Source organism: Paenibacillus sp. CAA11, assembly GCF_003060825.1.
Classification (GTDB): Bacteria; Bacillota; Bacilli; order Paenibacillales; family Paenibacillaceae; genus Fontibacillus.
Map to the genome: position 1 here is coordinate 752,333 of NZ_CP028922.1, position 19,442 is coordinate 771,774.

General features: G+C 50.5%; 18 protein-coding genes. 13 read left to right on the forward strand and 5 right to left on the reverse strand.

The annotated features are described in order from the left end of the window. Nucleotides 1-11: 11 nt before the first annotated feature. A complete protein-coding gene (locus DCC85_RS03330; RefSeq protein WP_108464293.1) occupies nt 12-1,034 on the reverse strand; it encodes an alpha/beta hydrolase in 1,023 nt (340 codons plus the stop codon). 234 nt (nt 1,035-1,268) lie between these two features. Between DCC85_RS03330 and DCC85_RS03335 the strand changes: the two genes are divergently transcribed. The 4 genes from DCC85_RS03335 (at nt 1,269) to DCC85_RS03350 (ending at nt 5,062) form a co-directional block, all read left to right on the forward strand. Further along, nucleotides 1,269-2,012: an IclR family transcriptional regulator gene (locus tag DCC85_RS03335; RefSeq protein WP_108464294.1), complete on the forward strand. Its 744-nt coding sequence runs from the start codon at nt 1,269-1,271 to the stop codon at nt 2,010-2,012. A gap of 309 nt (nt 2,013-2,321) precedes the next feature. Continuing rightward, nucleotides 2,322-2,879, forward strand: a complete 558-nt coding sequence (locus DCC85_RS03340; protein WP_234414325.1) for an RNA polymerase sigma factor — start codon at nt 2,322-2,324, stop codon at nt 2,877-2,879. After that, nucleotides 2,866-4,077 carry a DUF4179 domain-containing protein gene (locus DCC85_RS03345; RefSeq protein WP_108464295.1) on the forward strand — a complete coding sequence of 404 codons (1,212 nt, stop codon included), beginning with the start codon at nt 2,866-2,868 and terminating at the stop codon, nt 4,075-4,077. The genes DCC85_RS03340 and DCC85_RS03345 overlap by 14 nt, the downstream gene beginning before the upstream one ends. A 13-nt stretch (nt 4,078-4,090) precedes the next feature. Beyond that, nucleotides 4,091-5,062: a DUF5643 domain-containing protein gene (locus DCC85_RS03350; RefSeq protein WP_234414326.1), complete on the forward strand. Its 972-nt coding sequence runs from the start codon at nt 4,091-4,093 to the stop codon at nt 5,060-5,062. A gap of 97 nt (nt 5,063-5,159) precedes the next feature. Here DCC85_RS03350 and DCC85_RS03355 read toward each other — a convergent pair whose 3' ends face one another. Genes DCC85_RS03355 through DCC85_RS03365 form a run of 3 tightly spaced genes read right to left on the reverse strand, consistent with a single transcriptional unit; the run spans nt 5,160 to nt 8,307 of the window. Then, complete coding sequence (locus tag DCC85_RS03355; RefSeq protein ID WP_108464297.1) at nt 5,160-6,773, reverse strand: alpha/beta hydrolase family protein; 1,614 nt, start codon at nt 6,771-6,773, stop codon at nt 5,160-5,162. A gap of 38 nt (nt 6,774-6,811) precedes the next feature. Further along, nucleotides 6,812-7,909, reverse strand: a complete 1,098-nt coding sequence (locus DCC85_RS03360) for a DUF1648 domain-containing protein (RefSeq protein ID WP_108464298.1) — start codon at nt 7,907-7,909, stop codon at nt 6,812-6,814. Next, on the reverse strand, nt 7,906-8,307 hold the full coding sequence (locus tag DCC85_RS03365; RefSeq protein WP_108464299.1) for a GntR family transcriptional regulator: 402 nt from the start codon (nt 8,305-8,307) through the stop codon (nt 7,906-7,908). Before DCC85_RS03365 ends, DCC85_RS03360 begins: the two co-directional genes overlap by 4 nt. A 205-nt stretch (nt 8,308-8,512) precedes the next feature. Here DCC85_RS03365 and DCC85_RS03370 point away from each other — a divergent pair, with 205 nt between their 5' ends. Next, nucleotides 8,513-8,851, forward strand: a complete 339-nt coding sequence (locus DCC85_RS03370) for a DUF1648 domain-containing protein (protein WP_108464300.1) — start codon at nt 8,513-8,515, stop codon at nt 8,849-8,851. A gap of 102 nt (nt 8,852-8,953) precedes the next feature. Here DCC85_RS03370 and acnA read toward each other — a convergent pair whose 3' ends face one another. Further along, nucleotides 8,954-11,677 (reverse strand): aconitate hydratase AcnA, encoded by a 2,724-nt coding sequence (gene acnA, locus DCC85_RS03375; protein ID WP_108464301.1) that lies wholly within the window; start codon nt 11,675-11,677, stop codon nt 8,954-8,956. Between the two features lie 205 nt (nt 11,678-11,882). Between acnA and DCC85_RS03380 the strand changes: the two genes are divergently transcribed. The 8 genes from DCC85_RS03380 (at nt 11,883) to DCC85_RS03415 (ending at nt 19,416) form a co-directional block, all read left to right on the forward strand. Continuing rightward, on the forward strand, nt 11,883-12,884 hold the full coding sequence (locus tag DCC85_RS03380; protein ID WP_108464302.1) for an amidase domain-containing protein: 1,002 nt from the start codon (nt 11,883-11,885) through the stop codon (nt 12,882-12,884). 34 nt (nt 12,885-12,918) lie between these two features. Further along, nucleotides 12,919-14,016, forward strand: a complete 1,098-nt coding sequence (locus DCC85_RS03385; protein WP_108464303.1) for a D-alanine--D-alanine ligase — start codon at nt 12,919-12,921, stop codon at nt 14,014-14,016. Between the two features lie 97 nt (nt 14,017-14,113). After that, nucleotides 14,114-14,434 (forward strand): hypothetical protein, encoded by a 321-nt coding sequence (locus tag DCC85_RS03390; protein WP_108464304.1) that lies wholly within the window; start codon nt 14,114-14,116, stop codon nt 14,432-14,434. After that, a complete protein-coding gene (gene uvsE, locus DCC85_RS03395; protein ID WP_108464305.1) occupies nt 14,434-15,441 on the forward strand; it encodes a UV DNA damage repair endonuclease UvsE in 1,008 nt (335 codons plus the stop codon). The genes DCC85_RS03390 and uvsE overlap by 1 nt, the downstream gene beginning before the upstream one ends. A gap of 280 nt (nt 15,442-15,721) precedes the next feature. Beyond that, nucleotides 15,722-16,492, forward strand: coding sequence for an enoyl-ACP reductase FabI (gene fabI, locus DCC85_RS03400; protein WP_108464306.1), 771 nt, complete (start codon nt 15,722-15,724; stop codon nt 16,490-16,492). A gap of 198 nt (nt 16,493-16,690) precedes the next feature. Next, nucleotides 16,691-17,560: an inositol monophosphatase family protein gene (locus DCC85_RS03405; protein ID WP_108464307.1), complete on the forward strand. Its 870-nt coding sequence runs from the start codon at nt 16,691-16,693 to the stop codon at nt 17,558-17,560. A 42-nt stretch (nt 17,561-17,602) separates the two neighbouring features. Further along, nucleotides 17,603-17,854: a hypothetical protein gene (locus tag DCC85_RS03410; RefSeq protein ID WP_234414327.1), complete on the forward strand. Its 252-nt coding sequence runs from the start codon at nt 17,603-17,605 to the stop codon at nt 17,852-17,854. Nucleotides 17,855-18,153: 299 nt separating this feature from the next. After that, complete coding sequence (locus DCC85_RS03415; RefSeq protein WP_159081766.1) at nt 18,154-19,416, forward strand: stalk domain-containing protein; 1,263 nt, start codon at nt 18,154-18,156, stop codon at nt 19,414-19,416. Nucleotides 19,417-19,442: the final 26 nt, after the last annotated feature.

Consider the following 19,442-nt stretch of genomic DNA (forward strand, 5'->3'; position numbering starts at 1 on the left):
CTATGCCTATTCTAGTAGGAACTTTGTGATGAAGAATTCAAGGAGGCATTTACCTGACTGAGGAAGGTAGACACCCTCCGCAGGTATTCCTTGGAATGCTCTCTGAAGATCAGCTCATGATGCGAGCCCTGTACGATCCAATGCTCTGAGAGCGGATTGGTCTGATTGGCAGCAAGCTTCTCTGCAATAGGGTAAGGAGCCTTAGCATCCTCTGTACCATGAATAAAGAAGATAGGGAATGGGTAGTCCTTCTTCTTCACTTCGGGATACGGGATCTGCCGCAGGCTAGTTCCGTTGAGCACCGGGAGCAGCAGCTCCATGATCTCAATAGAAGGATGCTCCGGAAGATTAAGCTTTTGGTGTATGTTGTGGTAAAGGGTGTCCGGTTCCAGCAAAAACGTGCTGTCCAGAATCATGGCATCCACGTCCTTCGTGGTCAGTCCTGCCTGCAGGGCGGTTCCAGCGCCCATGGAGAAGCCCCATACAATGATCTGCTTAGCGCCGTGCTGCTTGGCATACTGAATTGCCCCCAGCAGCTGCTGGGCTTCCTTCTTGCCGCCTGTGGCGACCTCTTTGCTGTCCTGCGCCGCAAAGCCATAGTCGAACATAATGACGTTGAAGTTCAGACGATGGGCGAAATGTGCCAAATCATACATAGGAATCCAGGATTCCTCCCGATTAGCTCCATAACCATGGCTGAAGACGATCGTCTTGTTCGAGGAGCCTTCTGCCGGGATATACCATCCGTACATGGTGCGGCTGCCATCAATAGCGCCAAAAGAAATATCTTCATATTTCATGCCTTTGGCAAGAAGCGGATTGGAATACAGCGGAGCGACCGTCGGATTGGAGAGAACCCAGGCAATGAAGCCATGCAGGGCGATAAAGCAGAACAAAAGAAAGAAGACAATAGACATGATGAACGCAATCAGAACATGCTTGAAACGAATGAGACGCGTGGACAGAACGGGCTGCTGACCGGAATCCGTATCACGCACGCCCTGCAGGGGGGCGCCGCTGCGTGTTGTATTCATCGTAGCCCTCCTTGAGTTCAAGATATGAAAAAGTCCGATGAATCGGATTTATGTCGAAAAAAGACGATTTATAGGTAATCGTTACAGAATATCGTAAGCCTGGTCCGCTTCAAAGTCAATGACCCAGGATTAATTTGGAGGCCAGGCTTCTCTTATATAGACGAAGTGTTGGTAATCGTATATAATTTATGTAACCAAGTTTCATACTGTGAAACTATTGAAGGGGTGCTCTTCTTGGAAGATCGAAAATTAACGGTTCGTGCGGTTGAGCGAGCGTTGGATATATTAATGTGCTTTACGACAGGCAGTGATCTTGGGCTGACCGAAATTTCAGGGCAAATCGGACTACATAAAAGCACGGTCCATAGGCTCCTGACTACGCTTGAAGAGCGGGGGTTCGTTATTCGGGATCAGGCGACGGACAAGTACAAGCTTGGGATGAAGATCTGGGAGCTGTCGATGCATCTGTCACACAGCGATGACCCGGCCATACTGCTGCTTCCGCAAATGGAGAAACTACGGGACCGGCTCGGGGAGACGGTCAGCTTATATGTGAGGGATGGCTATGACCGGCTGCGCATCCAGGCCGTCCAGAGCAATCAGGCGATCCGCCGGGTGGCTCCGGTTGGAGCAAGGCTGCCGCTCTATGTTGGTGCTTCCAGCAAGGTGCTGGTTGCCTTTGCCGATTCGGCCTTCCGGCAATCGCTGCTGGAGCAGCCCGATTGGCCTGAAGCCGTGAGCAGAGAAGCCTATCAGGCCCAGCTGGATCAGATTCGGCAGCAAGGCTATGCGATTAGCTATGAGGAGAGAGAGCCGGGCGCTTCGGCCGTATCGGCTCCTATCTACAGCCGCAGCGGCCAAGCGTTCTATGCGCTGTCCCTCTCCGGGCCGGTCAGCCGGCTTACGGTGGAGCGGCTGGATGAATATGGTCCTGTGCTGATTGAAGCCGCACGCGAGATGGGAATCATGTTGCCATAATAGTTCACCGGGCTGCAAGGCTAATGCTCTTTCTTATACGTATCTTATGAAGGAACTGCGATGTCAGTCCATCCTTGATAGCTTTGAAATTTGCCTAATCCAAAAAATCATCTGAAAGTGTGCAATGGCGGTGCTTGGGGGTTGATCCCTGCACCGCCATTTCTTTGTTTTAAGCATAGGGTGAAATCGTCTTATTTGGCCGCATCCGTAAAAATATCACCAGAGGTAAAACTTTTTTTTCGTAAATATAACATTTTGGTATGCTCACCCATCTAATTCTATAGAGGGCCCTTAAAAGGAGTGAAATTCGTGCAGCAAGATATGGAACTGGAAGTCAAGCGTGCGCAGCGGGGAGATCGTGAGGCATTTATTCGGCTATTCCGGAAGCTGGAGCCCGAGCTGTACAGTTTGGCGAAGTCCATTTTGAGACGTGATGAAGACTGTGCGGACGCATTTCAGGAAACGACGCTTAAAGCGTATAAATCAATATCGGCATTGCGCAAGCCAAAATATTTTAAAACCTGGGTTATTCGGATTCTGATCAATGAATGCAACCAGCTGCTTCGCGTTCGTAAAAGAGTCGTGACTATGGCGGAACTGCCGGAGGAGGCGGTAGCCTATCGTCCGTCATCTTATTTCGAGGACAGCCGCAAAGATGATCTTAGGGAAGCCGTGGAGAATTTGGATGAGTCCTTACGTATTGTTGTTCACTTGTTCTATTATCAGGATTTATCGACCAAACAAATAGCCAGCGTTCTGGATATTTCCGAGGGAGCGGTCAGAGCGCGTCTTCATAGAGCCCGCGGAATATTGGTTGATATAGTAAAAACGATTCGGAAGGAGGGGCTGGCTTATGAAGGTGTTTGATGTGGATAAAGAATTGCGGGAAATTGGCAAGGAGCCGTTGCCAGAGGTTCCGGAAATGATCCGCCGCCGGCAGGATGAAGTCTATGCCTCTTTGGTCGACCTTCCGATGAGAAGCAGAAGCGGCCAAACCTCCAAATTCCGCAGGACTCGCAAGGCTGCCTTAGTTACTGCGGCAGCGGCTATGATCGCTCTGATCGGGGGCCTAGGCGGCGCCATAATATCGCCGGCCATGGCGGATTCGCTGAAGAACATTCCGCTGATTGGCGGTATCTTCAAGCTGGCCAACGATATGGGATTACAGATAGCGGATGAAAGGGGGCTCACGACGAAGCTAGATGCCAGTGTGACCCATGAAGGGATCACGCTTAGCATCCCGCAGATTGTCTATGATGGAACCCGGGTTTCTCTGGCGGTAACGCGTGAAGGAGAAGGGTTATTCGGTACAATCAACGACGTGAGATTGATAGGGAATGGGCAAAGGGAGGTTTATCCTAGGGGGGCGATTAAATCCACTGATTTTTGGATTGACGGGAAGTCGATTGCCGACCATTCGGGCGGAAGGGAATTCAGTCTGGGTTCAAAAGGAACGTCCGACCCAAATTCAGTAATCTATGAATTGTCGGGCTTTCCTAGATCGGGCGAGACGGAGGAATTTCTACCGGACGAGTTTGAATTGAAGGTTGAATTCCGGCTTGAGGGAATTGCTGAGCCATATTCTTTTAATATTCCTGTGCGTAAAAATGTCGAGAATATGACGCAATCTTTCCAAGAAGTAAGGGAGTGGAGAGGAAACCAGGTTACCCTAGAACAAATCCAGTTTTCCCCGATAACAGCGAGAGTAAGCATCAATATCCGGTCAAGCGATAAGGAGGCTAAGCTGTGGAGAGATCGTCTGCTCTTTGAGGTGTGGGATGATCGTGGCAGAAAGCTTGGTCTAGTCTCCGGGGTTGGGGGATACACGAACGATGACCAAATGGAACTGCATAACGAAGTATTGTTTGAAGGATTTACGGATACGCCGGAAACCGTGACACTCAAGGCATTCATTCCGGAGAAAGAGGATCCTTTAACCTTTTCTGGAGCCTTTAAAGTCGATTCTCATGGAGAGCTCATCAAAAATTATATCGAAGAATTGGAAATGACCGTCCAAGTGGATCGGACTAGGTTGGAAAAAATATATCAAACTTTAAATAAATAATCTGGAGGACTTGATGATGAAAAAAAGATTCAGAGTAATTACTACAGCAGCATTGGCAGGTATGCTTATTAGCGGAGCCGCGGGGGAGATGGCTTCCTCGACGGCTCATGCGGAGCAGGGCAAGGCACCGGCAGTTTTTGGCGCCGCGGCGCCAAAGGCAGTTAAGAGCATTAAACAAGATGGCATTACGCTAGGGGTTAGCCAGGCGATGTATGATGGGAACTATATTAAAGTTACACTGCAACGCAGCGGCCAGGGATTGGATGGAGGCGTAGCAGAAGGGGAATTTGATGAGAAAACTCAGGATATGGTCTATAAAAAAGGTGCGATTAAACGTATAGAATTTTTAATAGACGGTAAGAAAATAGAGAATATCGGCAAAAACATGGGAGAAAGACCAATCGCGGGCTGGAGCCCTGGTTCCACCCCGGACCAGGCTGAAATTAATATAGTTGATCCTTCATGGCTTGGCGGTCAACAGTTTACCTTTGCGAACAAGTTCAAATTGACTGTAAAGGTCACGCTGCAGGGGGTTGCCAAACCTTATACATTTGATCTCGCGATGCAAAAGTCTGCCGGTACACCGATTGCCCTCAAGCCGAACTTATCCAAAAAATCGGGCAACCTAACCGTCAATTTTAGCAAGCTTAACGCGACCTCAACTTCTACCCGAGTTCAGTTGATCGAAAAAGGGCTTCCGAAGAATAAGCCATCGGATATTAGTTATGAGTTTGTGGATGATCAAGGCAAAGTGCTGAAATTGATTTCCGGGTTTGGAAGCGACCAGAACACCAAAACTGGGGACATGTACAATGATTATGTGCTGGCTCCTTTGGGGAAAAATGTGAAGTCGATTACGCTGAAAGCATACAAACCGGAATTTGAAGAAACCGGAGCAACCACTGGGGCGTATAAGTTGGACGAGAACGGCCAAATTATAAAACATTACGTGAAGGAAATAGAAATGACGGTAAAGGTGAAATAAGACAGGAGCCTAGGAATAGTCGCAGGCGGTATCAAATACAAAGAAATGACGGTGTCGGGAGTGAATCCCTGCACCGTCATTTTTTCATATCATATCATTATTTTGTCTTCTTAATCCAGGCAGCAATATCTTGAATGATGGCAGGCGATACATTAAGGGGTTGCATATAATCCTGGCCGGTGGAGAGGGTATTTACCTCGCTGAGCAGATGATTCACTTTCGGATAGGATTTATACTCTACATCCTTACGATCCTTGAGCTCCTTTTTCCAGGTGTTGAACTCACTCATCGGCACCTGCCAGTCGTTTTCACCCTGGAGAATCAGCATTGGCCCCTGCTGCTGCTTAGCGAGATCGGTTGGCTTATAGTCCCGCTGCTCATACCACCAATACGCCGGGGAAAGCGGGAAATTGGCAGGCATATTGTCTGTGGAATACTGCGGGTCATTGACCATTTGTGCGATTGACTTCCAAACCGCAGCCTGCTGTTCATACGGAGCGGTGTCCTGTCCAAGCTGTTTGACCCGGCTGATCAGTTCATCCTGCTGCTTCACAGTCACATCTACAAATCTGGAGCTGGGCGCGGACAGCAGAATCGTTCCGGCAATATTTCTAGTTGTATCTGCCTGCTCGATCAGCGGCATGGCGAAGCCGCCCTGGCTGTGTCCTGCGACGAAGATACGTGAAGCGTCAATGTCTTTTATCCCTTTGAGCAATTGCACGGCCGCAAGGGCATCCTTTACCGTCTCGTCCTTCAGCGTGAATTTGGGAAGGGCTGCTATTTTGAAAGTATGCTCATAGGTAATCTTGTCATAACGAAGTACGGCAATTCCTTCAGAGGCCAAGCCAGCAGCGAGGTCCCGCAGCGGCTTGCCGCCATAGGCACTAGAGTCCCGATCCTGCGGACCGGAGCCGTGTACCAGCACAACAACCGGGAATGGGCCATTGCCTTTTGGCTTGGTGAGGGTTCCCGGCAGGGCAAAGGTGCCTTCCCCGATCGTCACTTCCTCCTCCGTGTAGGCGTCCTGATGGTCATAGGCCGGCTTTTGGTACAGCTCAGGCTGGGCCTGAGCGATATTCAGATCATCTACTAGATTGTCTTTATTGAGACGGACAGTAATTTGAAGAGGGGCAGCGGCTGCTTTTAGCGTGTAAGCCACGTTACGATGAACAGCATTCTCCTTTACCGCCTTGGCGGTTTGCTCGCCAATCTTGCCATACACCTTCTCGTAGTTGCTTAGCAGGCTGCTGAGTGCTTGAGCGGGAAGAGCCTGCTGAAGTGCCGGGCTCATCAGCTTAGCTGCACTGGCTCCATCCCCGGATTGCAGGTATTGAAGGAATTGGTCGGCCGTATCGGCTTGCGGTACAGAGGTCGTATTCGTAAACAATTTTGAGAGCCACTCCTTAGCAATTAGGGTTGTGCTGTCTGTAATTTGCAGCGGGCCAGTGGATTGGTAATTGACAGGTTGGCCGTTAAATTCAGCCTTGGCGTCTTTCAGATCCAAGACTAGGCGCTTTGATCCCTGAGTGACGGTTATGCGCTTTGCTGCTGCATCCCAGGTCACTTTAGCTCCTGCTTGGGCAGCGGCCTCCCGGATCGGAATAAGAGCGGAAGAGGCGTCTTGCGCAATTGCACTGAGGGAAGGGACTGACATGCACAACGCTAGGGAGACGGCGATAGCGGATCTAACGGGTTTGCTCATTTTTTTCATAAAGAATCCTCCTTGTTATAGATAAAGGTATGAATTGCCTAATTAAATACAAGGACAACAATCACAATTAGCACGAGCGGCGCAAACAGAAACACCCAAGCTAGTGGGCGGGCGAAGTTGACAGTCCAGCCGACTCCCATTCTTTTCTCCACAAAGACCGCAGGGTCCTTCGGGTTATAGTAGATGCTGCCGAGCTTCCAGGCATTGTCGTCATTGATTGGCGCTTCGGCGCCCAGGCTCCCTTTCTTCCCAATTCTGCTGCCGCCTTGGCCGGTATTAATAGATAGATATATGGCTCCAAATACAATGAGCAAAGGCATGCCCAGGCTGACCAGCAAGGAGACCTGCATGTTTACCGGATAAAGCATAGTCCACTGCATGAAAGCAAAGAGCAAAATTAGAACAAGGCTTGCCAGCAGGTTGAAGACAGACCAGCGATAACGGAATGCGGCATTCTGCCGGGCGGATTGTTCAGGATTCGATGGGCTCAGCTGCTGCTTGCTTCTAAGAATGATCAGGTTAATGAATAAGAGCAGTCCGGTCATCAGCAGCTGCATGATATTGGGGAATAGAATGGACCGGTAAGATTTCTCTACACTGCGGGTGACCTGCCCCTGGAAGTCATATTGCATAGGAATCGTGTCTGGGAAGCGGTCATACAGGGCCAGTGCTGCACCGATACTAACTCCAATGATTACGAGATGGATGAGATACCATCTGCTGGACAGGACCATACGGCGCTTTCGGAATGAAGTGTCCAGCGTCAGCTTGGCTGGTTGGGTTGCTTCGGCAGGCAGCTGTGCTTTGTAGTCCTTCATTTTGCGGTGGAACCGGATATGCAGAGCCGTAGAGCATCCAAGGATAAATAAGATATAGGCAGGGATGGCATAGGCCTGAATAGATTCATTTCCGGCAATGGTAACAGTAGCGAAGATCAGTAGAAGGGCACCGTTCAGCACAGCGCATGTGCGTGCATACTGCTTGCGCATTCTCACCACAGGCTCACTATGATAGACCTCTTCGCTTACCGTGACGCCAAAGCTAATATTCTCTCGGGTCAAGTAAGGGAGGAATACTTGCATAGTAGCGACAGGAAGAAATAGCAAGACGATGAAGATACTCGGTAACAGGCTCATGGCAATAGCTCCTTTTCCTCGGGAAGGATATCCCGGTAGATACTTTGTACGATGCTGAGCAGCTCTTCTTGGCTCATTCCCCGGCAGATTGCTTCGGCGATGATCGGTTTCAGCTGATCATGCTGTTTGGCTGTGTACTCAGGGGTGACGGGAGGCATCCCGTCCGGATCGACCACGACGCCCTTCTGTCTGTGGATCTGAATATAGCCCTCCTGCTTAAGCAGGGTATAGGCTTTATTGACGGTATGCAGATTAATACCGATGTCCGAGGCAAGGCTGCGAACGGATGGAAGGGCTTCTCCCGGAATAAGCCGGCCGCTGGCAATTCCTTCAATAATCTGATTGACCAGTTGTGTATAGATCGGCACATCCGACTGCATATCAAGCTGAATGAGCATGTAATCCCTTCTTATCTATGTTGTTTAACTGTTATACTACAAATATAACAGTTGTTTTTTTGTTTGTCTATATAGAAATGAACTAAAGAAATGAATGTTATAGGACCGTATTAGGCTGTGATAACAGAAAATTCAATGTTAAACTTTAGTTTAATCTATATAGTATGTTGAATTAACTAATGAGGAGAGGAAGTGAGATTTAGCTTTGAGTAAGACTAAAGTATTGCGCATGGTTACCTGGCTGATTGCAGCAGTGCCGATCGTGGTATATCTCTGGGTGTATCCTAAGCTGCCGGAGCAGATTCCTGTACACTTTAGTGATGGGCAGCCGGACCGGTATGCAAGTAAATCCGGTATAGAGACTTGGCTGTTCGCAGGCCTGGGGATTCTGGGGCTTATTCTAATGGAGCTTATGACCCTCATTACGGAGTATGCGGCACGTCGGAGGGAGATTTCCGGGAAGCAGATTCTTCCTGCAGCCTCTTTGCTGGTCGTGCTGCTGTTCTCAGGCATCAGTGTTTATTATTTCCTTGTTGAGCTATAAGATGAGATGGATGCGGGGAAAATATAAGAAAAAGAGATAGGGCTCACATCGTGAATGTGAGCTCTATCTCTTTGATATAGCCTTATGAATACTAGCAGCCTCTTATTGTACTGGGGAGGCTTCGATCATTTGCCGCAGAACGGTTTGGAGAATACCTCCGTTATGGTAGTAATCCACATCCACCATGCTGTCCAGTCTCGCTACAGCCTGGAATTCAAACTGCGTTCCGTCTTGACGGGTGACTACTACAGTAAGCAGTTGTCCAGGCTTGACTTCATTGCTTAGTCCCAGGATGTCGAACGTTTCTGTGCCATCAATCCCGAGGCTGTGCCAGCTTGTGCCCTCCTGGAATTGGAGCGGCAGGACGCCCATGCCGACCAGGTTGCTGCGGTGGATCCGTTCAAAGCTCTCGGCGATGACGGCCTTCACGCCCAGCAGATAGGTCCCTTTGGCTGCCCAATCGCGGGAGCTTCCTGTTCCGTATTCCTTGCCGGCGATGACGATCAGGTTCTGACCTTGGGCCTGGTAGTTCATAGAGGCATCATAAATCGACATCACCGTATCCGTCGGCAGATACTTCGTTACGCCACCCTCTGTGCCGGGCGCGACCTGGTTGCGAATCCGGATGTTGGCGAATGTTCCGCGCATCATCACTTCGTGATTGCCGCGGCGTGAGCCGTAGGAGTTGTAATCCTTGCGGGCCACTCCGTGCTCGTTCAGGTAGATGCCGGCAGGGCTGGTCGGCGAAATATTTCCGGCCGGGGAGATATGATCCGTTGTAACCGAGTCGCCGAGCAGTGCGAGCACGCGGGCTTGACGAACTTCTTCAATATCCTGGAGCCCTTCAGCCAGCTTGCTAAAGAATGGCGGGTTCTGAATGTAAGTGGACTTCTCATCCCATTCATAGAGCTCGCCCTCAGGTACAGGGATTGAGTTCCAGCGTTCATTCTGTGTGAAGACATTCTCGTACTTGCTGCGGAACATATCCGGGCTGACACTCAGTCCGATCGCGTCTTTGATTTCCTGAGAGGAAGGCCAAATATCCTTCAGATATACAGGCTCTCCTGCAGGATCATATCCAAGCGGATCATTCTGCAGGTCGATGTTAACGGTGCCGGCAAGAGCATAGGCAACGACCAGCGGCGGTGAAGCCAGATAGTTGGCCTTTACCTGGGCGTGTACACGGCCTTCAAAGTTCCGGTTCCCGGAAAGCACGGCAGCCACCGTCAGATCATTATCGGCAATCGCCGCGCTGACTTCATCCGGCAGCGGGCCTGAGTTGCCGATACAGGTGGCACAGCCATAGCCGGCTACGTGGAAGCCAAGCTGCTCCAGCGGGGCGATGAGGCCGGCCTTCTCCAGATACTCCGTCACCACAAGTGACCCTGGTGTCAAGCTGCTCTTCACATACGCAGGTTTGGTTAGCCCGCGCTCAACGGCCTTCTTGGCCAGCAGGCCTGCCCCGAGCATTACGCTTGGGTTTGAGGTGTTGGTGCAGCTTGTGATCGCGGCGATAACAACCGCTCCGGTGCCAAGCTTGCTCTCCTGCCCATTAGGATGCTTCACCGATACTTGTTCGGCAATCTTCGCGTCGCTGAGGCCGTATCCGCCTTTGTCTACAGGTGTACGGATAATATCGTTGAAGCTTTTCTTCATATCGGTCAGCTCGATCCGATCCTGCGGACGCTTCGGACCAGCCAAGCTTGGAACGACAGAGGCCAGGTCGAGTTCGATCAGGTCCGTAAATTCTGGATCCGGCGTACTGCTTGTGCGGAACATCCCTTGTGCCTTGTAATAGGCTTCGACCAGCTCTACTTGCTCATCGGAGCGTCCTGTGCTGCGAAGATAGTTCAAAGTCTCATGATCAATCGGGAAATATCCGATCGTTGCCCCGTATTCAGGAGCCATGTTGGCTACAGTTGCCCGGTCAGCCAGGCTGATGTTGGCAAGACCCGGTCCGTAGAACTCAACAAACTTGCCGACAACACCCTTCTTGCGGAGCATTTGGGTAACAGTAAGCGCAAGATCGGTCGCTGTAGCGCCTTCGGTCAGGCTGCCGGTCAGCTTAAAGCCGATGACCTCAGGGGTTACAAAATACAGCGGTTGTCCGAGCATGCCTGCTTCCGCTTCAATACCGCCCACACCCCAGCCGACAACGCCAAGGCCGTTGATCATGGTGGTGTGGGAGTCTGTGCCGACCAGAGAGTCGGGGAATACGAGGGTCTCCCCGTCAACTACCTTGGTTGCCGCTACGGACGCCAGATATTCCAGGTTAACCTGGTGCACGATGCCTGTGGCTGGAGGAACGGCGCGGAAATTGTTGAACGCGGTTTGGGCCCAGCGAAGGAAGCGGTAGCGCTCTTCATTGCGTTCAAATTCTACGTTCATATTATATTCAAGCGCTTCGGGGCTGCCGAAGGCGTCGACCATGACGGAGTGGTCGATAACAAGGTCTACAGGAACAAGCGGGTTAATCTGCTTAGGATCTCCTCCCGCCTTCTTGACGGTATCGCGCATTGCGGCGAGATCCACGACTACAGGAACGCCAGTAAAGTCCTGCAGCACAATCCGTGCAGGAATGAAGGGGATTTCTTTATTCTCATCGCGACTATCACTCCAGCCGGCGATTTGCTTCACATGTTCTTGGGTGATGGCCCGGCCGTCAAATTGACGTACAGCCGCTTCGAGCAGAACCTTGATGGAGAACGGCAGTTTGGAAACGCTGCCCAAACCTTGGGCTTCAAGGGCTTGAAGGTCATAATAACGGTAGGTCTTGCCTCCGACTTCGAGCGTACGTGATGCGGAGAATGAATCTTGAACAGTCATTCGCTTTCCCCCTATGAGTTTCATTCTGCGAAACATGATTTCATAATAATTTCGATGCTTTAAGTATACCGTCTGACATGGTGGGAGTAAAGCATTTTTTGCCCTCATAAAGCTTGTTATCTCTACATAGGTATAGAAATGGTGCAGCTAACCTTAAGGGCTGTTACCAAACAAGCCTGCCCTGCGAAAAGGAGAGTGGCTGGAAATGGCCGAAGAGTGGAAAAATGTGCTGTCTGCTTATATTGAACAGCAAAATCGGGAAGAAGTAGACTATCGTCCGCACGGTGGACCGACAGTAGTCACGGATCTGGACTATCTTGTGCAGCGGGGAGCACGAAGAGCACGAATGGAAGCCTGGTATGCAGATCGAGGCGCTAAGCCGCTTCGCTCTGAGACTCGTGCTAAGCTGCTTGGGGAGACGCAGATTCTACCGAACGAGGTGGAGGTTGAGCTGCAGCTGCGGCGTAAAATTATCTATCGCAAAGGAGGGATCCGTCACCGGGAGGAGCGAATTGACCGCCAGTGGCTGAACCTGCTGCGGGATGGTTCAGGGTGGCTTATTGAACGTGTGCGTCAGGAAGTTCCAGAGCGGCATCCGGTCAGAGTAAGTTCTGCCGAGTTTGGAGATGAAGTCCGGCGCAGTGAGGGCGGAGCCCCTTTTCTCAATCAAGAAGTGCTTGGGGGAGGGAGACCGTCACGAAGACCCGCTTATCGGCGCGAGGAGGCGGTTTTGTATGCAGATCGCTGGTGGGACAGCTTTAATCCGGAATTTGCGGCATTTGAAGTAGACTGCACGAACTACATCTCCCAGTGTCTCTTTGCAGGCGGAGCCCCAATAAACTATACTGGAAAAAGAGAATCAGGCTGGTGGTACAAGGGGTATATTGGCTCCAAAGAAGCCTGGAGCTACAGCTGGGCTGTATCGAATAGTCTGGAAGGGTACTTAAGCTCAAGCCGGACGGGGCTTCAAGCCGTGCCTGTAGAGCGAGCGGAAGAGCTGGAGCTTGGCGATGTCATTATTTATGATTGGGATGGCAACGGGGCGTTTCAGCATAGCACCATCGTTACGGCTTTTGATGCTGGAGGCATGCCGCTTGTCAATGCGCATACGACCAGCAGCCGCCACCGGTACTGGGATTACAAAGATTCTTATGCATGGACCGAGAATACGGTATATCGATTCTTTCATATTCCGGACCGGTTCTAAAGCATGATCTACAATACATGAAGAGGGGTTTCCCATGGGACAGGACAAACGGGTCGTCGGGCTTATTTACGGCGGCAAATCAGGAGAACACGAGATATCACTTTCGACAGCCTTTGCTGTTATGAATGCATTTAATTATGAGCAACATGAATTGATTCCTTTCTATATTACGAAGCAGGGAGAATGGAAAGTGGGCGGAAAGCTGACAGCTCCATTTACCTCCCAGGCTGAGCTGAAGCTGGATGGCGCTGTAGGCGGTACATCGCAAGCGATGAACCTGTTATTCAGCAAGCTATCGACAGGTGTAGGTGCTGTGGATGTAGTGTTCCCGCTCCTTCACGGTACGTATGGGGAAGACGGCACCATTCAGGGATTGTTCGAAATGGCGTCTCTTCCTTATGTTGGCGCTGGTGTTCTTGCATCAGCTGCCGGAATGGACAAAGTTGTAATGAAGAAGCTGTTTGCGGATGCGGGACTCGATCAGTGCAAATACTGTTATTTCACGGCCTCCGAATGGGAACGCAGCAGCCATGCTTTGATTCAAGGAATGGAAGAGAAGCTCGGGTATCCTTGCTTTGTCAAACCAGCCAATCTTGGTTCCAGCGTAGGGATCTCCAAAGCAGCCAACCGCGAGGAGCTGGTGAAGGCCGTAGCGGTTGCCCTTCGTTATGATGTGAAGGTTATTGTTGAAGAGAATGTGGATGCCCGTGAAATTGAGGTTGGCGTGCTTGGAAATGAAGAGGCACTGGCCTCCATTCCTGGGGAGGTGGTATCCTCCAGTGATTACTACGATTACCAAGCTAAATATCTAGACGGCAAATCTCAAATGCTGATCCCAGCGCCGCTCGATACCGAGCTGGCAGATCAAATTCGCGAGCTTGCTGTGAAAGCCTTCAAAGCGATCGAATGCAGCGGTCTATGCCGTGCGGACTTCTTCGTCCGCAAATCGGACGGCGCCATTCTGATTAATGAAGTGAATACCATGCCTGGATTTACGCCGTTCAGCATGTATCCGCTGCTGTGGAGAGAGACCGGTGTATCTTATGAGTCTTTGCTTGACCGTCTGATTGAACTGGCGCTTGAGCGCTACGAGGTTCGGCAAGGTCTGAACTTCGAGAACGGCGTGAATTAAGTCTGCTGCCGGCCTATTCTTAACTAGGCAGTTCTCCCCGAATGAAAGTCCGAAAAGACTTGGATGACTCGATGACTAACCAGAAAGGATGAAACCTATGGGTTTTCAAACAGAATTCAATTCGGTCTGTAAATTCAAGAAAGAGCAGGAACTGTATGAGCTGTTGGAGTATGGCCGCGGCAAGATGGTGAAGCAGGGGCTGCGTGTTTTTCCAACCGGGCAAAAGGTCATTGCATATACTCCTGATAATCGGGCGGTCGCTATTGTAAAGATCACAGGCTGTATTGCCGAGATCAATTTCCAGGGCGAAGAGGTCACCGAGGTAGAGCTGCAATTGATTCGTGAGCTTACTGAAGAGGAATCACGCGTTCAGACCGCGCTGGCTTATGAGATGTTCTTCGGCGAGGCGCATGCCTAATGAAGGTGCGCTTCGGCTATGTTGCGATGTCTACGTCCGAGGTCATGAAGGGAGTTTCGCCGTCTAAGACGATGACGATGAAGAGCTTCCAGAAGATTGCTGACAGACCGGCTGCGATCCGCAAGCTAGAGCATATTGCAGCCGAGAATCTTCATAATACGCTTCGCCTGCTTAAGCACAACACCTATAATGACATTAAGGTGTACAGACTCACCTCCAAGCTGATTCCACTAGCCACCCATCAGGATCTGGCGGATTGGGATCCCTTTGCGGTGCTGCAAAGCGCTTTCCGGGAAGTGGGGGACTACGCTAATACACATGGGATGAGGCTGTCGTTCCACCCGGACCATTTTACGGTGCTCAGCACCCCCCGCCCTGAAGTGCTTAAGAGCTCTGTCCGTGACCTGAGCTATCACATGAGGATGCTTGATGCTATGGGACTGAATGCGAGGGCTAAGAACAATATTCATGTCGGCGGTTCGTATGGCGATAAGCAGGCGGCTGGTGAGCGCTTTGTGGATGCTGTTACATCGCTTCCTGAATCTTATAAGCAGCGTCTTACATTTGAGAATGATGATAAGACGTTCACAGCTGTGGAGACCCTTGAATTGTGTGAACGCTTGGCCATCCCGATGGTGCTGGACATACATCATCATTGGGTTAACAACGATGGAGAGCGGCCGGACGAGCTCTGGTCCCGGGTACTGGATACATGGCGGACGCCTTACGCTCAGGCGGACTCGCCGTCAGATGATCCGCTGCCGCCGAAGATCCATGCTTCGAGTCCGAAGGGTGCAAGTGACCCGCGCAGCCATGCCGATGGCGTGGAAGCGGGGCCGCTGCTGGAATTCTTGAGAAGGATCGCGTCTTATACGGATGCGGTGGATGTCATGATCGAGGCGAAGCTGAAGGACGGGGCGCTTTTTGGGTTGATGGATGAATTGAAGCGTTACGAGGAAGATGGTGTAAAGGTGCTGGACGGGGCTACGGTAGAAATCACTCCGTAAGGTGACCTAGAAACTTGAAAGTCTTAGAATTATGCGGTAAGTTGAACGAGGGAAGTTGTAAGAAGTTTCCTTGCAGAAGAGAGGACAAGCTGGGGATCGAATATCGAAGGCTTGCTGCTTCTTGTATCTAACTTCTCTCCTGTGCCTTAATAGCAGGGAGGAAGAGATTCCTTATGTTTTGGTACCGTTTGCCGAAAACTTAAGCGTAGGCTTCCGAAGCGAGTTTTGCTGCGAAGCAAGGCTTTGAAGTAGTCCTACGCAAAACTCTTAGGAGGTTCCCATGAGCAACCTATTAGCAGGAAAGAACGTAATCGTGATGGGCGTTGCCAATGAACGAAGCATCGCCTGGGCCATCGCGCAGAGCCTAGCCTCTCAAGGCGCGCGCCTGGCATTTACATACGAAAGTGAGCGGGTGGAAGGCCGCGTGCGCAAGCTTGCGGACACTATTCCAGGGTCGATGGTACTTCCATGCAATGTAACATCGGATGCCGAAATCGATGGCCTGGCAGAACAGCTGAAAGCGGAGTTTGGCGTTCTTCATGGCCTGGTGCACAGTATCGCTTTTGCCAAAGGAGAAGATCTGGCCGGAGAGTTCGCGCAGACCTCCCGCGAAGGCTTTGCCCTCGCCAACGACATCAGCGTCTATTCTCTGGTGGCCGTCTCCCATCGGCTCGCTCCGCTGATGACCGAGGGCGGAAGCATCATGACCATGACATATATGGGATCTGAGCGTGTGATGCGCAACTATAATGTCATGGGCGTAGCCAAAGCCGGCCTTGAAGCGGCCGTCCGCTATTTGGCGAATGACTTCGGTCCGAAGGGAATCCGCGTCAACGCCATTTCGGCAGGCCCGATCCGCACGCTGGCAGCCAAGGGCATTAGTGATTTTAACTCGATCCTCAAAGAAGTCGAAGAGAAGGCACCTCTACGCAAAACCACCGAAACCGCCGAGGTGGGGGATACTGCAATGTTCCTAGTCAGCCATTTATCCCGCGGAATTACCGGAGAGATAATCTATGTGGACGGCGGGTACAATATTGTTGGTGCTTAATGATAAGCGTCAGCGCTAAGATTAAAGTTCGTCTTTTACCGTGAGCAGGAAAGCGGGGGAAGACGGACTTTTTATCCATAGGGGATTGATTTGGACGGTCTTTATCAGGCAAAGAGCCGCAACTTTACACTTCCCCTCACGTATAGATTTATAGGAGCTAAGCACGTAAAGAATGACACAGAAAGTAGAGTGAGATGAATGGAACCAAGCAATAATAAGAACAAGATGCCATATGTCGTCAGCAGCAAGAGCCCGACCGCCGTGGCGATCAATGCTGCGGCCAAAACCGGAGAATGGATCAAGAGCCGGCTTGGAGCATTCAAAGAGCTTGGGACCAAGCTCTCTCCCCAGGATTTGGTGACCGATGTGGATAAGGGTGCGGAGATTATGATCCGCAAGCTGATTCAGACTCATTTTCCCGAACATGATTTTCTGGGAGAAGAAGGGGTTGAGCCGGGGCCGGAGGCATCATCTAAAGCGGTACAAGAACTTGAGGATTCGGAATACTTATGGATTGTTGATCCGATCGACGGAACCACTAATTTTGTACATGGCTTCCCTTATTTTTGTGTATCCATTGCCCTTGCCCATAAAGGTGAAATCATCGTGGGCGTCATTTACGATCCTATGCGTGATGAGATGTTTGTTGCGGAGAAGGGTAAAGGTGCTTATGTACATGGAAATTTGATGAGTGTCTCCAAAGAGACAGAATTAGCCGGAAGCCTAATGGCGATTGGCTTCAATCCGGAGCGGGAGTTCGCGCTGCCTAATAACATGAAGGGAATTACTGCACTTTCAACCCGGACAAGAAGCCTTCGCGCAGCAGGAGCGGCTGCTATGCATCTGGCCTATGTAGCCGCAGGACGGGTAACGGGATATTATGAAGTTGGCCTGAACGTCTGGGATATTGCTGCCGGGGTACTCCTTGTAACGGAATCAGGTGGTAAGGTAACCGATACGAAGGGTAATCCTTATAGTCTGAGTACGCGCCATTTGGCAGCTACGAACGGGCTGATTCATGATGAGCTGCTGGGTGTACTTGATGAAGCAGGGGCCACCGGCCTATAATCTGTAAGGAACAGATGATCATATCATAAAGGAGTGTTAGGTATGAGCGATATGGAGCAGCAAGATAAGGAATTGGAGCGGCAGCTTAGCGAGCTGCTTACAGACGGAGAGCTGAACGAGGAGAATCGTCAGGAAGAAGGACGGAAGCGCCTTTCTCCCAAGTATGAAATCCGGATTCAAACCGAGCTCGATCCCATTGTGACAGAGACTCGCAAATACCGGAGCATGGCTAAGGAAATTGACAACCGCTATGATAAGTACATGGACCGGCTCCCCAAAGAGCAGCAGAAATAACATCCTGCAGCTGGCTTAAACGGGCCCGAGCCTGCGGAGATTCATTGGCATCTCTGACGTGTTCCTATTTATAGGGGATGGAAGGTGTCTTTGATAGGGAAGGAAATACAGGTAAGGACATAGTCAATTCAAGGCTGTAGAGTAGATACAAGGCATCCTTTGGGAAACTAAGGGATGCTATTTTTATTTATACAGGCAGCTGCTGTGATAAAAGTCATGTAAATTATGGTATGCTGTACTTCTGGGCGGCCTTTATAGCCGCATTAGATCATATATTCATTAGAAGGAGGATACATACCATGAGATATGCAGGGAGAATGAAGCGGCTTAGGATCTTGCCGGCACTGGCCTTTCTGTTGGCGTTGACCACAGTATGGCCGCTATGCACATCTGCAGCAGCAGATGAGAGCAAGTATATCTATCATATTGTATCTTTAGGAGACTCTATAACAGCAGGCTTTGAGCCGGAAATGATCACAAATTCGAGTCTTGTACCTTACGGGTTCACAGACCGGCTTAAGGAGCAAGGGTTCTTCCACGGCCGGACTGAACTTGCCAACTACGGCATCCTAGGACTGAAGAGTGACGGGTTGAAGCGTTATGTTGCTGCTATCCAGGAAGGAAGTAAGACAACTCCGGAGAATATTCAAAGTGGTTTGCCTGATCCAAGAATGGCAGATATCGCTTCAGGGATTCCTAAGGCGAAGGCAGACCTCAAGGCCGCAGATGTGATCACCATTACGATCGGTGGAAATGATGTGCAGCCAATCATGGAAGAGGCCGCCAAGCTGCCTGATGCGGATTTGGAAGCCAAGGTGAAGAGCATGCTTGATGCTTACACAGCCAATCTGAAGTCCGTATTGAATGATCTTAGAGTGCTCAACCCGGATGCCTTGATTGTCGTAGCAGATCAGTATCAACCGGTACCTGAAATCGCAGGGGCCATGGGCTATGCGAAGCTGGGCAAGGCCGCCAAGGCTTTTACGGCAGCGATTGATGCAGTAGTTGAAGAACGTCAGGGGGATCATGGGCTACTGAAGGTGGCTCATGTTGCAGAAGTGTTTGTAGGCCATGAGCTGGCTTATACGCATATTTTGGATAAAGACATTCATCCCAAGCAAGCTGGTTATGAAGCGATGGCGAAGGTCTTTACCCAAGTGATCTTTGGAGATTACCGCGAGACCGAAGCTTCAGTCGGACAGGCGCCTATATCTATAGTGGTTAACGGGCATGAATTGAAGACTGTCAACAAGCCTGTGTTGAAGAATGGTCAGACCTTTATTGCGATCGGTGATATCCTGCAGGCCATTGGAGCCACCTCGAAATGGGACAGCAAGAAGGCTGCAGCGACTATCACTTATGGAACACGCAAGGTCGTTATTGCGATCGGAGCCAAGACGATTCAGGTTGATGGAGCAGCTGTCGCCACAGCGGCACCGGCTTTCCTAAACAAAGTTGGCAAGGAGTCCAAGACTTATGTTCCCCTAGCTCTGCTTGCCAAGGGACTGGGTCTCGATGTTCAATACAGCACGAAGCTGAAGACGGCATTTATAAATCCATAATTCAAGCAAAATTAAAGAAGACCGTA